Genomic DNA, 13,252 nt, shown 5'->3' on the forward strand with positions numbered 1-13,252 from the left:
TATGGCGGTGTGCCTGCGCCTCACCCGGTGATGGCCAGCCGGGTCTCCGCTGTGCTCTCGCAACCTTCGTCGGCGCAGGGAGCGTTCGGGGGTATGCCCGCGCAATCCTGCGGGTTTCCGACCGGCTGTCGGAGCCCCGGCGTGTTGCTCGATTTTCCCTGAATTGTCGAAATAAAGACATAAATCGTCGGTTTGGCGACACTGTGCGGTGGGGATCCGTCCTAGCATCGACGTATTAGGTTAGCGTTACCTAATCAAGCTGCGTCGACGCGGCCACACTTTCCCCAACACTCTCAAGGAGAACCATGCCGCACGCCCTCGCGCGCCCCAAGGCCCGCCGCGTAACCACGCTGGCCGCCGTCGCGCTGGCCGCCGTCCTTGCCCTGGCCGGATGCGCCAGCGCCGATGCCAAGCCGGGTGCATCCGATGTCCCCGCCGCCACCTCCGGCGTGGTCATCAAGCACGCCCACGGCGAAACCAAGATCCCCCAGAAGCCCAAGCGCGTGGTCGCCCTGAGCTGGATGACCCCCGATATCGTTGCCGCCCTCGGTGTGAACCCCGTGGGCGTGGAAAAGGTGTGGGGTGCCGGTGACAGCGGGTTTACCCCGTGGTTCGAGGACTACACCAAGAAGGAATTTGGCAAGACCCCCGAGATCATCCCCGCCGGGGACGAGGGTCCCAACTATGAGGCGATCAAGGCACTCAAGCCCGATCTGATCCTGGGCCTGTACTCGGGCATCAGCGACATCGAATACAAGCGCCTGTCCGAAATCGCCCCGACCGTGCCCTATATCGACGGCCCGTGGAACCCGGGAACCTGGGAGAGCATGACCCGCGTGGTGGGCAAGGCCATGTGGGAGGACCAGAAGGCCGAGGACCTGATCAAGGAAACCGAGACTCAGGTCTCGACCCTGGCCGGTAAGCACCCCGAGTTCAAGGGCAAGTCCTTCGTCTGGGGCCTGACCCTGAACGAGGGCGGCACCGACCTTGGCGTCTACCTCAAGTACGACGGCCGCGTGCGCATCACCGAGGCGCTGGGCTTCACCTCGACCTCGGCCATGGACTCGTTCCTGAAGAGCGCCGAGGGTGACAACTGGTACACCGGCGTCAGCCTGGAAAAGCTCTACGACGTGCCCGCCGACCTCTTCGTGGCCTGGGGCAGCAGCCACAACGACGGCGTCTACACGGTGGACAACAAGATTGTTTCGCGATGGGAGCCCATCGCGAATAAGCACTATGTGATCTACAACGAGGACGCCGAGGCTGCCGCGATCAGCGCGCCCACCGTGCTCTCTCTGAAGTACATCCTCCCCAAGTACGTCGACGATCTCGCCGCCGCGCTTGAGGGCAAGCCCACCAACACGGGCAAGTGACAGCCGAAGTAACCACCGCCCGCCCGCTCCCGGAACCTTCGGGGGCGGGCGACCGCGCGCCCGGCACGGACGCTCCCCGGCGGACCGGGCTCAAGGTCATTGGGCTGGTTGTGGTCGCCGGGATCCTGGTGTGTGCGGTGATCGCCTCGCTGATGGTGGGAAACCGGGCGATCGATCCCGCAACCGTGCTGTCCGCATTGACCGCCTACGATGAGGACAATCCGCTGCACCTCATGGTCCAGCAGCTGCGCCTGCCGCGCACGATCCTGGCGATCTTTATCGGGGCCGCCCTAGCCGTCTGTGGCGCGCTGATCCAGGCGTTCACCCGCAACCCGCTGGCCGATCCGGGGATCCTCGGGGTCAACGCCGGGGCGTCCTTCGCGGTAACCTTTGCCGTGGGTGTGCTGGGCTTCACGACCCCCGGCAGCTACGTGCCCTTCGCCCTGGGCGGTGCGCTGCTGCTCACCCTGATGGTGTACGCGCTGGGATCGTTTGGATCCTCGGGGGCCACCCCGATGAAGCTAACCCTCGCCGGAGTCGCCCTCGGTGCCGCCTTCACCGGATTTACCACCGCGATCGTGCTGCAAAACCGCAGCGCGCTGGATGTGACCCGGTTCTGGGGCGTGGGCTCGGTGGGTGGGCGCACGATGGATCAGCTCACCTGGGCGATCCCGCTGATCGTCGCCGGCCTGGTGCTGGGCATGATCTGTGCCCGCTCGCTCAATGCGCTGGCCCTCGGCGACGACCTGGCCCAGTCCCTCGGTGCCCGCGTCGCGACCACCCGGGTGCTGGTCATCATCGCGGTGACCCTGCTGGCGGGCACGGCCGTGGCCGCCGCCGGACCGATTGCCTTTGTGGGCATCATGATCCCGCATATGGTCCGCTGGTTTACCGGCCCGGATCAGCGCTGGGTGCTGTCCTATTCGATGCTGGTGGGGCCGATCTTCCTGATCCTTGCCGACATCCTGGGCCGCGTGGTGCTGCCCAACGGCGAGCTGCGGGTGGGCATCGTGACCGGACTGCTGGGTGCGCCCGTGCTGATCGCGCTGGTGCGTCGTAAGCGGGTGAGCACGCTGTGAGCGTCGACAATCTGTCCCGCGCCTCCCGGCGTGAGCTTCCTCCGGTGGACTTTGGCCGTCGCCACTTCCGCATCGAGACCAGACGAATTGCCGCTCAGATTCCGGCGCGCTCGGTGGTCATCTCGCTGATTCTGCTGGCGGTCATCCTGTTTGGCGGTCTCTACTCGATGACCATCGGTGCCTATGAGGTTTCCTTCGGCGAGGTCATGAACGCGCTGGTCAACCCCGCCGCCGACCCCGACATTCGACAGGTTGTGTTCGAATGGCGGCTGCCGCGGGTGCTGTTTGCGGTGCTGTGTGGGGCGGCCCTGGCGATGTCCGGCGGTATCTTCCAGTCGCTGACGCGCAATCCGCTGGGATCCCCGGACATCATCGGGTTTGGTATCGGCGCCCAGTTCGGAGTGACCCTGCTGATGCTTGTGTTCAACCTCAACACCTACGCGTTTAAGGCCGTGGGGGCGCTCGCCGGTGGTCTGTTCACCGCGCTGCTGGTCTACGTGCTGGCAAATAAGAACACGATGTCCTCGTTCCGACTCATCATCGTGGGCATCGGGGTTTCGGCGGGCCTGGGATCGCTGACCTCCTGGATCCTGATCACCGTGAGCGTGGAAAAGGCCATGATGGCGGCGACCTGGGGTGCCGGATCGATCGCCTCGCTCGGCTTCGATCAGCTGGTGCCCGCGGCCATCGTGTTTGTGTTGGTGGCCGTGGTAGCGCTCCCGCTGAACCGAACCCTCCCGGTCCTGGAAATGGGGGACGACGCGGCCACCGCGCTCGGCATCAATCCCGCCCGCACGCGGCTTTCGGCCATGATCATCGGCGTCGCCCTGGTGGCCCTGGTCACCGCGGCCGCCGGACCCATCTCATTCATCGCGCTGGCGGCCCCGCAGATTGCCCAGCGTCTGATCCGCTCAAACACCCCGATGGGGACCATCCCGGTCATGCTGACCGGCGCCGCCCTGGTCGTGGTTTCGGATGCCGCGGCCCAGCTGCTGGAGGTTCCGGTGGGCGTGGTCACGGTCTCGGTGGGTGGACTCTATCTGGCCTGGCTGCTCGCCCGGCAATACTCACGACGCTCGTGAAAGGAATACCCATGACCGCCTCCCTGCTCGCCCGGGATATCACCCTCGGGTACACCGGCGACCCGATCATTTCGGGACTCTCCCTCGAGGTGCCCGACAACTCGTTCACGATCATCATCGGTCCCAACGCGTGTGGAAAGTCGACGCTGCTGCGCGGGTTCGCGCGGCTGTTGAAGCCCACCACCGGGGCGGTGCTGCTGGACGGTGCCGAGCTGCGCTCGCTCAAACCCAAGGAGGCGGCGCGTAAGTTGGGGCTGCTGCCGCAGTCCTCGATCGCGCCGGATGGGATCACCGTGGCCGATCTGGTGGGCCGCGGACGCTTCCCGCATCAGAATGCGATGCGCACCTGGAGCCGCGAGGACGAGCGGGCGGTGGCCGAGGCGCTGGACGCGACCGGCACCACCGAGCTTTCGCGCCGCCTGGTGGATGAGCTCTCCGGTGGCCAGCGGCAGCGAGTGTGGGTCGCGATGGCGCTCGCCCAGCAGACCGGACACCTGCTGTTGGATGAGCCCACCACGTTCCTCGACATCGCACACCAGATCGACCTGATGGAGCTCTTCGCCGAGCTGCATCAGGGCGGGACCACGCTGGTCGCGGTGCTGCACGATCTCAACCACGCTGCACGCTACGCGACCCACCTGGTGGCGATGCGCGACGGGGCAATCGTGGCGCAGGGGGATCCGCGCGAGATCATCACCGCCGAGCTGGTGGAGGCGGTATACGACCTGCCCTGCAGCGTGATCACCGATCCGATCTCGGGCACCCCGCTGGTGCTGCCGCTGGGTGGGCGTCGGGCGGCTGTACGCTGAGGGGAATATGGATCTTGAGGTTTCCCGTTCGCTCACCATTCCGGCCGCCGAGTTGGAGTGGAGTTTCTCGCGCTCCTCGGGTCCCGGCGGCCAGCACGTGAACACGTCGGATTCGCAGGCGCAGCTGCGCTGGAACGTGGCCGAATCACGGGTGCTCACCGAGCAGCAGCGCGAACGACTGCTGGAGCGTTTGCCGGGAATCCTGGTGAATGGGGTCATCCAGATCACCGTCTCCGAACAGCGCTCCCAGCTGCGCAATCGCGAGCGGGCCCTGGTCAAACTCGGTGAGCGGGTGCGGACGGCCCTGCGCCCCGACGGTCCGCGCCGCCGCGCGACCAAGCCCACCCGCGGATCCCAGCAGCGCCGCCTGCAGGCCAAGGGGCAGCGTTCCCAAACCAAACAGAACCGCCGCCGGCCCGCCGCCGACTAATTTGTGAGTTCTATCGCCTCGCGAGTCGTTTGTGCATATACTGGCCAGTTGCCCATCGATGGACGGTGGGTCCTTCCGCCGAGTATGGCGACCATGTGAAGGGATAACGGCATGGAAAAGATTTCGAAGACGCTGATGAGCTGGGCGTCGATTTTGGAACCCAAGACGCGAGAGCAGGCGCTTACCGCGTCTCGTCTGCCGTTTATCTATCCACACATTGCGTTGATGCCCGATGCTCACCTCGGCATGGGGGCAACCGTGGGCAGTGTGCTGCCCACCCTGAACGCGATCATTCCCGCGGCGGTGGGGGTGGATATCGGGTGCGGCATGATCGCCGTGCGCACCCAGCACACCGCCGAATCCATCGCGCACCTGGATCGGGCGCTCCTGCGGGAGGCCATCGAGGCGGCGATTCCGCTGTCGGCCGGTCAGTACAACACCGAGGAAACCGAGACGGCGAAGGCTCGTAACGACGCCCTGGAGGAGTCGGCCAGACGCGCCGATTTTGATCCCGCCACATACGCCCCGAACTGGCGGCTGCAGCTGGGATCGCTCGGCTCCGGCAACCACTTCATCGAAATCTCGCTGGATGAGGAGGATCGCGTCTGGCTGTTCCTGCACTCGGGTTCGCGCGGGGTGGGGAACAAGATCGCGCAGCACCACATTCGGGTCGCCCAGGAGCTGGCTACCCTCTGGTGGATTTCGCTTCCCGATCCCGCGCTCGCCTACCTGCCCCAGGGAACCACGCAGTTCACGCGCTACATTAAGGAGCTGCACTGGGCTCAGGACTTCGCCCTGGCCAACCGCGAGGAGATGATGGACCGGGTGGTGGCCCGGTTCGCCGAGTGGACGGGGGACGGAGTCACCGAGCACGAGCGGATCAACTGTCACCACAACTACACCGCGCGCGAGAAGCACTTCGGCAAGGAGGTGTGGGTGTCTCGGAAGGGCGCGATCAACGCCGAGGCCGGTGTGCTGGGGCTCGTGCCGGGGTCGATGGGTACCCGCTCCTACGTGGTGGAGGGACTCGGGAACCCCGTCGCGCTCAAGTCCTCGCCGCACGGAGCGGGGCGCGAGTACTCGCGCAGCGCCGCCCGGAAGGCGTTCACCCGGGAGCAGCTGCGGGAGGCGATGGCGGGGATCGAATACCGCGATACCGACGCCTTCATCGATGAGATTCCCGCCGCGTACAAGAACATTGACGTGGTGATGGAGGACTCGAAGGACCTGGTGAAGATCCTGCACACCCTGCGGCAGATCGTCAACGTCAAGGGCGATTAGCCGCTTCCATGCTTCGGCGCACCCGATATGTGTGCGCCGAAGCATGAGACTCTCCTGTGCATACCGAGCCGCGTATACCGTTGCACCTAGACTGGGGACAGCAATCGGCAACCGCCCTTCGCTTCATTGCAGCCACGTCTCTCCCCGAAGCGCTGCTAGCCAGAAGAACGGTGCCGATTATGGAATCGACGTACGCCGAACCCGCAACCTCCACCCTCGGTCCGGTCCGCCGCACCACGGCGAAGACCAGCGACTTCCCGCCGATTGCCCACGCCTATAAGCAGGTCTCCGCCGAGGTGCGTGCGGCCGGTCTGCTCAAGCGCGCGCCACTGTTCTACGCGCTCGTGGGTGCGGGATTAGCGGTGGCGTTTGCCGGAGCGATTGCCGGATCGATTCTGCTGGGGCACAGCTGGTTCCAGCTGATCCTCGCCGGGGTGTTTGGCATCCTGTTCACCCAGGTTGCCTTCCTCGCTCACGAGGCCGCACACCGTCAGATCCTCGCCTCGGGTCCGGCGAACGACCGCCTGGCCCGGGTGCTCACCTCGGTGGTGGGAATGAGCTATTCCTGGTGGGATTCCAAGCACAGCCGTCACCACGCGAACCCCAATAAGGTGGGCAAGGACCCGGACATCGAGCTGGACACCATCTCGTTTATCGAGGAGGACGCGGCCACCGCAACGGGAGTGCGTCGCTTCATCACCCAGCGTCAGGGCTGGCTGTTCTTCCCGCTGCTCACGCTGGAGGGCCTGAACCTGCATTTCCTGGGCTTCAAGCACCTGGCAAGCCCCGGTAAGGTCCGCGGTCGCTGGATCGAGATCGGCATGATCTCGGCGCGCTTCGCCCTGGTCCTGACCCCGCTGTTCCTGTTCCTGCCGCTGGGCATGGCCTTCGCCTTCTTCGGCGTGATGATGGCCGTGTTTGGGGTGTACATGGGTGCCTCCTTCGCCCCCAACCACAAGGGCATGCCGATCATCGATCCCTCGGCCCGTCTCGACTTCTTCTCCAAGCAGGTGCGCACCTCCCGCAACATCCACGGTGGACCGTGGGTCGCCTGGTTCATGGGCGGCCTGAACTACCAGATCGAGCACCACCTGTTCCCGAGCATGGCGCGCCCGCACCTGGCCGCCACCCGCAAGATTGTCCGCGAACACTGCAAGACCCTCGAGGTTCCCTACACCGAAACCTCGGTGCTGCGCTCCTACGCGATCGTGATCGCCTACCTCAACCGGGTCGGCCTCGCCGCCCGAGACCCGTTCGACTGCCCGGCCGCCGCGCAGATGCGTCGCGGCGGGGGACAGCTGGGGGTGTAACACCCGTTACCGCATGTGACGGGCACGGGTTGTGCCCGCGGGATCCTGAGCCTACGCTCGCACCATGATTACTCCCACGCCCTCCGCCTCGCACGTGCGCCGTGCCCCGGCGCGGATCGGGCGGTAACGATGTCTCCGCTGACGGGGCTGGCCTTCCTGGCCGGCCTCGTTGTGCTTTCCCTGGTGATCGGGCTGGTGCTGCGCGCCCGCGGCGGCCGGGTTTCCCATCCCGCCGTGGATGATCGCCTGGACCCGGGTCTATTTGGTGTGGACGCCCTGGGGTCCGCGGCCACCGTCGTGCAGTTCAGCACCGAGGTGTGCGCGCGCTGCCCGGGTACCAAACGCCTCCTGACAGCGCTCGCCGATGAGCGCGAGGGTGTTGGTTTTGTCCACGTGGATGTGACCCACAACCCCGCCCTCGCGAGTCGATTCAACCTCCTGCAGACCCCGACCGTGCTGGTCCTCGATGGTGCCGGACGGACCGCCGCCCGGTTGTCGGGAGTGATCGCGCGGGAGAGCGTGATCGCCGAGCTTGATGTGGTGGGGGAGGGAACCCGTGCGCGGGGGTGAGTCTGCGTTGTCGGCGCGGCTGGACGCATTCAGCGCATCCTGGCGACCATCCGACATCGAGAGCGAACCAGCAGCCGTCCCCGTCAGCGAACCCGATCCTGGAGAATCCCATGTCCGCAGCTGAAAACCACGTTCGCCCCGGGCCTCCGCCCAGCACCGTCGACCCGCGTGCGCCGCGCGTGGGGGCGGCCATCACCTCCGTGCTGCTGATTATCGGGGTGTTTCTCTCCCTCATCGGGACCTCGACCGGGGGCAACCTCGGCGGGCTCTCGCTGGGGCAGCGGGTTGCCGACCCGGGATTCCTCGTGCAGCTGTTGGTGGCGGTCCTGTTTGCTTGGTCGCTGATCGCCCCGGCCAGCCAGCCGCTGACCGTAATCTTCCGACGCCTGGTGCGCCCGCGCCTCGCGCCGCCCACCGAGTGGGAGGATGCCCGGCCGCCGCGCTTTGCCCAGGCCGTGGGCCTCACCGTCGTCGGGATCGGGCTGCTGCTGCACCTGATCGGGGTGCCCTGGGCGCTGGTGATCGCCGGATCCGCCGCCTTCATCGCCGCCTTCCTCAACGCGGCAATCGGGTTCTGCCTCGGCTGCGAGATTTACCTGCTGCTGGTGCGGGTGGGGCTGATCGGACGCGGGCAACGCGCCGCGGTCTAGGCTCGTTGCCGAGAGCAGGCGCGTTTGGGGATCGGCGGCCGCCCCGACTAGAGTGAACATTGTTCAGGAGAACGCCGTTCAGGTCGGGAGGTTGTGGTGAGTCACGCGTGTACGGAACGCCTGGGAGCCCCGGCGCTCCCCGAGGGGACCGAGGTCTCGTGAGTCCACGAATCGTCCCGTTTCGTGGGGACACGGATGCGGTGCTGCGCCGCCTGGAGGAGGTCCGTGAGGCCGGAGACATCCCGCTGATCGGGGATTCCCGCTGGTCCTCGACCCGGTGGGACGCGGTGCGCGCGCTGGCGGCGGACGCGACCCCGCCCGTCGGCGCGGCATGGGCTAGCGTCACCTCCGGAACCAGCGGTACCCCGCGCATCCTGCTGCGCTCGGAGGAATCCTGGGCCGCGTCCTTCCCGACAATTACCGAGGTGCTCGGCGATGCTGCAACGGTCGTTCTACCCGCGCCCCCGGTATCCTCGCTCACCCTGTTTTCGCTTGCCCATGCGCGCTCGGGACTGGGACCGCGTCCGGTTTTTGACCCCGAGTCGATCCGGGAGGCCGAGGCCTTCCACGGAACCCCGCAGGGGCTTCAGCTGATGCTGGACGCGGAGGCGATCCCGTCGGTCCGCACGGCGCTCGTCGGCGGCTCGCATCTGGATCCGCGCCTGCGAGCCCGCGCCGAGGAGCGCGGCATTCGAGTGATCACCTACTACGGTGCCGCCGAACTCTCGTTTGTGGCGCTCGACCGCGGCGACGGGCTGCGGGCCTTTCCCGGCGTCGAACTGGAGGTGCGCGCGGGAGTCCTTTGGGTACGCTCGCCCTTCACCGCGCTGGGGTACGTGGGTGCGGCAGGGCCGCTGCGGCGAGACGGGGACTGGATCACCGTAGGAGATCTGGCCACACTTGACCACGGCGTGCTGCGCCTGCGTGGGCGAGCGGACGGTGCCATCCAGACGGCCTCTGCCACGGTCATCCCCGAGGAGGTGGAGGCCGGACTACGGCGCATCCCGGGGGTTCGCGACGCGGTGGTCTTCGGCTATCCGGCCGGAAACATCGGGTCGCTGGTCGCGGCGATGGTCGAGACCGAGAGTGCGCCCGGGGATCCGGGGGAGGTGCTCACACTCGACGCTCTGCGCGATGCGGCATCCGATCGGCTTGCCCCCACCCAGCGCCCGCGGCTCTGGTTTGCCGGGAGTCTGCCCCGAACCGCGGCGGGCAAACCCGCCCGCGCCGAGATTGTGCGGCGAGTTCTCGCCGGAGAGGTGGATCGTGTCCCACACTGAACCCGTCATCATCGCCGCCCGGCGCACCCCGATCGGCACCCGTGGACGTGCCCTCTCTCACCTCCGGGTGGAGGAGCTGGCGGCACCGGTGATCGTCGCGGCGCTCGGAGACGCGCGCGCCGCGGTGTCCGCGGCCTCGTTATCCACCGCCTCGTTATCCACCGCCTCGTCGTCCCCGGCCGAGTTGCCTCCGGCCGCGTTGTCCGCGGATGGGGTATCCACTCGGATCGCATCCGATCGCGGGGCGGCCGGGCCGACCGAGCAGCCGCACCGTGCGCGGCCCGACGAGCTGTACATTGCCGATGTGATCCTCGGGAACTGTATGGGCCCCGGCGGCAACCCGGCGCGGGTCGCCGCCCTGGCCGCGGGCCTCGGCGTCCACACCCCCGGCGAGACCGTCGACCGTCAGTGTGGCAGTGGGCTGGCGGCAATCCTCGACGCGGTGAGCGCGATCCGGGCGGGCGATTCGCGTCCCCGCATCGCCGGGGGTGTCGAGAGCGCGTCGACCGCCCCCGTGCGCTCGATGGCCGGGATCGCCTATGACCGCGCCCCGTTTGCACCCGTGGGATTCCCTGACCCCGATATGGTCCGCGCCGCCGAAGACCTTGCCGCCGCCAACGGGATTTCCCGGGCACGGCAGGACGCCCACGCCGCCCGGAGCCACGCCCGAGCCCTGGCCGCCCGGGACGCGGGACGCTTCCGAGACGAGCTGGTGAGTCTGGCCGGCCTTGAGGCCGACGACGCCATCGGTGGAGCGGCGGCGATCCTGGGTCGCCTTCCCTCCCTGTTTCCCGGGGGGAGCCTGACCGCCGGCACCTCCACCCGCATCGGCGACGGTGCCGCCGCGACCGTGGTGGTGCCGCGGGCGCTGGCCGGGGGAGCGCCGGGCCTGATTTTGCGGGGGCACGCGGTGGTGGGCTGTGACCCCGCCCTCCCGGGCATCGGCGCGGCTCCGGCAATCCTGGCGGCCCTGGAGCATGCCGACGTGCCCCTCGCGCGCATCACCGGCATCGAGATTGTCGAGGCGTTTGCCGCCCAGTCCCTCGCCGTCCTGGATCGGATCGGTGTGGATGAGGACGACCCCCGGGTCTGCGCCGACGGTGGCGCGCTCGCCCTGGGGCATCCGTGGGGTGCCAGCGGTGCCGTGGGCATCGTGCGGCTGTTCAGCCGTCTGGTGCGTGGGGGCGCGCCGTCCGGCACGCTGGGGATCGCCGCCGCATCGATCGGCGGAGGCATGGGCGTGGCCGCGGTTGTGGAGGTGGTTCGATGAGCGTGCGCGTATACGGTCCCACCGTGGATGAGCACACCCGCTGCATCCACTACGCCACCGAGCTGGATGTGATCGCGATCCGTTTCATCTGCTGCGATCGCTACTATCCCTGCCACCTGTGCCACCAGGAAACCGCCGATCACCCCGCCACGCCCTGGCCGGCGGACGCCCGAGATCGGCTCGCGGTCCTGTGCGGGATGTGCGGGGTCGAACTCAGTGTCATCGAATACATGGCCGCGGATGCGTGCCCGCACTGTGCGGCACCGTTCAACCCCGGGTGCGCGCTGCACTACCCGCTGTACTTCGCCTCATAGGGACCGGGCATTCAGTTTCCAGTGGAACCGAGCGGCACGCCGACGCAAATGCCACCGCGTGCCAAAAATGCTACTGTGTGGTCATGGTAACGGTGTCATCGAGTCCCCGAGTGGGTGGCCTGCGCGATCGCAAGAAGGCCGAGACTCGGCGCACTCTCACGGATGCGGCCCAGCTGTCCTTCGCCGTGGGCGGTCCAACGCTGGAGCGCATGTGCACCGATGTGGGAGTGTCAAAGCGCACCTTTTTCCGCTATTTTGCGGGGCGTGAAGACGCGGCGATGATGCCGCTGCAGGATCAGTGGAACGCGTTTAGGACGATCCTGGATGAGCGGCTGCGCGACGTGAGATCCGGGGCTTCGGTGTTCGCGGTGGTTCAGGAGGCGTTTGCCGAGGCCACGCGAGTGTGCGCCGAGCGAGATCCCGAGTGGATCATCTCCATGCGGCGGGCCCTGGTCTTGGAGGGTGAGCATGCGTCGATCGTCGCGCACAATCTCGGATTTTGTGCGGCCCTCACCCCCGCGATAGCCGCGGCAATTGCCGCTCACGCGGGGGCCCAGGCGCTGCGTGCTCGCCTGCTCTTCGAGGTGTTCGTGGTGGCCGTGCGGGCGGCCCAACACTCGTGGTTGAATGCTCCGCTCGGCTCCGAAAACGTCGAGGTGCTCCTCGATCAGCTGGATCGCGCCGTGGCGACGCTGGCACCGAGTCTTGGCCTGCGGGTGCGCGTCGCTCGTTAGTAACGCGCGGAGATTCCGCCGTCGGCGTGCAGGAGCTGACCCGAGATCCAGTGCCCCGCCGGGGATACCAGAAACGTGACATAGGAACCAATATCGGCCGGGGTTCCCAGCCGCCCACGCTCCGAGGGCCTACGGCCCGGCGGTGAGCTCGGCGAGCAGCGCCTCGACCCGGGCGCGGATCTCGTCGCGGATGCCGCGGACGGTTTCGATGCCCTGCCCGGCGGGATCGGTGAGCTCCCAATCCTCATAACGCTTGCCGGGGAAGATTGGGCAGGTGTCGCCGCAGCCCATCGTGATCACCACATCGGCCTCGCGGACTGCATCGGTGGTGAGGATCTTGGGGGAGTAGGCGGCGATATCGATGCCCACCTCGGCCATCGCCTCGACCGCGACCGGATTCAGGGCATCTCGGGGTTCGGACCCGGCCGAACGCACATCGACGCGGCCCCCGGCCAGGTGCTCCAGGAAGCCGGCGGCCATCTGGGAACGGCCGGCGTTGTGGACGCAGACAAAGAGAACGGTGGCGATGGGGGACATGAGACTCCTCGGGTGGATATTGACGGGGATCAATGTATAGGATGACTATACATTGATGCTCATCAATATGAAATGGAGACCTCGTGTCGCGCACCCCATCCCTCACCCTGGCGCTCACCGATATCTCGGGACGCGCCGAAACCTGTGAGCCCGGGGGCGCGGCGGCCGCGCTCGATCGCACCGAGGCCGAAAAATTCGCCTCCCGACTCCGGGTGATCGCCGATCCCACCCGCCTGCGGCTCATCTCCCTGGTGTCCGCCCAGGCCAACCGCGAGGCGTGCGTGTGTGACCTGACCGAGCCGCTGGGACTCACCCAGGGCACCGTCTCCCACCACCTGAAGATCCTGGTGGAGGCGGGCATCTTCACCCGCGAGCAGCGCGGAACCTGGGCCTACTTTGGTCTGGTTCCCGGCGCGCTGCCCGCGCTGGGTGCCGAGGTGCAGGCGCTCTAGGAGCCGCTCGGCCCTCGCCGTCACCCCTTGTGATCGGACCCGGCCCGGCCCACCCGACTCGAAATTATTGCGCCGCGCCGG

The 13,252-nt window shown here is 67.4% G+C and carries 16 protein-coding genes; 14 read left to right on the forward strand and 2 right to left on the reverse strand.

Going from position 1 to position 13,252, the window contains the following annotated elements; translation table 11 throughout:
• Window positions 1–305: 305 nt before the first annotated feature.
• From IE92_RS0101600 to IE92_RS17060, 13 genes are all read left to right on the forward strand, one after another.
• Window positions 306–1,373, forward strand: a complete 1,068-nt coding sequence (locus IE92_RS0101600; RefSeq protein ID WP_030143127.1) for an ABC transporter substrate-binding protein — start codon at window positions 306–308, stop codon at window positions 1,371–1,373.
• On the forward strand, window positions 1,370–2,452 hold the full coding sequence (locus IE92_RS0101605; RefSeq protein WP_030143128.1) for a FecCD family ABC transporter permease: 1,083 nt from the start codon (window positions 1,370–1,372) through the stop codon (window positions 2,450–2,452). Before IE92_RS0101600 ends, IE92_RS0101605 begins: the two co-directional genes overlap by 4 nt.
• On the forward strand, window positions 2,449–3,534 hold the full coding sequence (locus IE92_RS0101610; RefSeq protein ID WP_156027358.1) for a FecCD family ABC transporter permease: 1,086 nt from the start codon (window positions 2,449–2,451) through the stop codon (window positions 3,532–3,534). The genes IE92_RS0101605 and IE92_RS0101610 overlap by 4 nt, the downstream gene beginning before the upstream one ends.
• 11 nt (window positions 3,535–3,545) lie before the next feature.
• Window positions 3,546–4,343, forward strand: coding sequence for an ABC transporter ATP-binding protein (locus tag IE92_RS0101615; RefSeq protein ID WP_043321281.1), 798 nt, complete (start codon window positions 3,546–3,548; stop codon window positions 4,341–4,343).
• Between the two features lie 7 nt (window positions 4,344–4,350).
• On the forward strand, window positions 4,351–4,773 hold the full coding sequence (gene arfB, locus IE92_RS0101620; protein WP_030143131.1) for an alternative ribosome rescue aminoacyl-tRNA hydrolase ArfB: 423 nt from the start codon (window positions 4,351–4,353) through the stop codon (window positions 4,771–4,773).
• A 111-nt stretch (window positions 4,774–4,884) separates the two neighbouring features.
• Window positions 4,885–6,054, forward strand: coding sequence for an RtcB family protein (locus IE92_RS0101625; protein ID WP_030143132.1), 1,170 nt, complete (start codon window positions 4,885–4,887; stop codon window positions 6,052–6,054).
• Between the two features lie 179 nt (window positions 6,055–6,233).
• Complete coding sequence (locus IE92_RS0101630; RefSeq protein ID WP_030143133.1) at window positions 6,234–7,364, forward strand: fatty acid desaturase family protein; 1,131 nt, start codon at window positions 6,234–6,236, stop codon at window positions 7,362–7,364.
• 129 nt (window positions 7,365–7,493) lie between these two features.
• Window positions 7,494–7,934, forward strand: a complete 441-nt coding sequence (locus tag IE92_RS0101635) for a thioredoxin family protein (protein ID WP_030143134.1) — start codon at window positions 7,494–7,496, stop codon at window positions 7,932–7,934.
• 110 nt (window positions 7,935–8,044) lie between these two features.
• Entirely contained in the window at window positions 8,045–8,584 is a 540-nt protein-coding gene (locus IE92_RS0101640; RefSeq protein WP_030143135.1) for a DUF4395 domain-containing protein, read from the forward strand.
• Window positions 8,585–8,742: 158 nt separating this feature from the next.
• Window positions 8,743–9,864: a class I adenylate-forming enzyme family protein gene (locus tag IE92_RS0101645; RefSeq protein WP_043321282.1), complete on the forward strand. Its 1,122-nt coding sequence runs from the start codon at window positions 8,743–8,745 to the stop codon at window positions 9,862–9,864.
• Window positions 9,848–11,134: a thiolase family protein gene (locus IE92_RS0101650; protein ID WP_030143137.1), complete on the forward strand. Its 1,287-nt coding sequence runs from the start codon at window positions 9,848–9,850 to the stop codon at window positions 11,132–11,134. Before IE92_RS0101645 ends, IE92_RS0101650 begins: the two co-directional genes overlap by 17 nt.
• On the forward strand, window positions 11,131–11,448 hold the full coding sequence (locus IE92_RS0101655; protein WP_030143138.1) for a CHY zinc finger protein: 318 nt from the start codon (window positions 11,131–11,133) through the stop codon (window positions 11,446–11,448). The genes IE92_RS0101650 and IE92_RS0101655 overlap by 4 nt, the downstream gene beginning before the upstream one ends.
• Window positions 11,449–11,531: 83 nt before the next feature.
• Complete coding sequence (locus IE92_RS17060; RefSeq protein ID WP_156027359.1) at window positions 11,532–12,182, forward strand: TetR/AcrR family transcriptional regulator; 651 nt, start codon at window positions 11,532–11,534, stop codon at window positions 12,180–12,182.
• Here the strand turns inward: IE92_RS17060 and IE92_RS19135 are convergent.
• Window positions 12,179–12,430 (reverse strand): SDR family oxidoreductase, encoded by a 252-nt coding sequence (locus tag IE92_RS19135; protein WP_156027360.1) that lies wholly within the window; start codon window positions 12,428–12,430, stop codon window positions 12,179–12,181. The genes IE92_RS17060 and IE92_RS19135 overlap by 4 nt on opposite strands.
• Window positions 12,312–12,719, reverse strand: a complete 408-nt coding sequence (locus tag IE92_RS0101665) for an arsenate reductase ArsC (protein WP_030143140.1) — start codon at window positions 12,717–12,719, stop codon at window positions 12,312–12,314. The genes IE92_RS19135 and IE92_RS0101665 overlap by 119 nt, the downstream gene beginning before the upstream one ends.
• A gap of 83 nt (window positions 12,720–12,802) precedes the next feature.
• Between IE92_RS0101665 and IE92_RS0101670 the strand changes: the two genes are divergently transcribed.
• The gene (locus IE92_RS0101670; protein WP_051701473.1) at window positions 12,803–13,171 is read left to right on the forward strand and encodes an ArsR/SmtB family transcription factor; all 369 of its coding nucleotides are present in this window, start codon (window positions 12,803–12,805) and stop codon (window positions 13,169–13,171) included.
• Window positions 13,172–13,252: the final 81 nt, after the last annotated feature.

The sequence above is a fragment of the Mycetocola saprophilus genome (assembly GCF_000718085.1).
GTDB classification, from domain to species: domain Bacteria; phylum Actinomycetota; class Actinomycetes; order Actinomycetales; family Microbacteriaceae; genus Mycetocola; species Mycetocola saprophilus.

Excerpts from the sequence above, each read along its gene's own strand:
- IE92_RS0101630 (WP_030143133.1), top strand. The coding sequence starts at position 6,234 with ATGGAATCGACGTACGCCGAACCCGCAACCTCCACCCTCGGTCCGGTC.
- IE92_RS0101635 (WP_030143134.1), top strand. The coding sequence starts at position 7,494 with ATGTCTCCGCTGACGGGGCTGGCCTTCCTGGCCGGCCTCGTTGTGCTT.
- IE92_RS0101600 (WP_030143127.1), top strand. The coding sequence starts at position 306 with ATGCCGCACGCCCTCGCGCGCCCCAAGGCCCGCCGCGTAACCACGCTG.
- IE92_RS0101615 (WP_043321281.1), top strand. The coding sequence starts at position 3,546 with ATGACCGCCTCCCTGCTCGCCCGGGATATCACCCTCGGGTACACCGGC.
- IE92_RS0101655 (WP_030143138.1), top strand. The coding sequence starts at position 11,131 with ATGAGCGTGCGCGTATACGGTCCCACCGTGGATGAGCACACCCGCTGC.
- IE92_RS17060 (WP_156027359.1), top strand. The coding sequence starts at position 11,532 with ATGGTAACGGTGTCATCGAGTCCCCGAGTGGGTGGCCTGCGCGATCGC.
- arfB (WP_030143131.1), top strand. The coding sequence starts at position 4,351 with ATGGATCTTGAGGTTTCCCGTTCGCTCACCATTCCGGCCGCCGAGTTG.
- IE92_RS0101640 (WP_030143135.1), top strand. The coding sequence starts at position 8,045 with ATGTCCGCAGCTGAAAACCACGTTCGCCCCGGGCCTCCGCCCAGCACC.
- IE92_RS0101665 (WP_030143140.1), bottom strand. The coding sequence starts at position 12,719 with ATGTCCCCCATCGCCACCGTTCTCTTTGTCTGCGTCCACAACGCCGGC.
- IE92_RS0101625 (WP_030143132.1), top strand. The coding sequence starts at position 4,885 with ATGGAAAAGATTTCGAAGACGCTGATGAGCTGGGCGTCGATTTTGGAA.
- IE92_RS19135 (WP_156027360.1), bottom strand. The coding sequence starts at position 12,430 with ATGAGGATTGGGAGCTCACCGATCCCGCCGGGCAGGGCATCGAAACCG.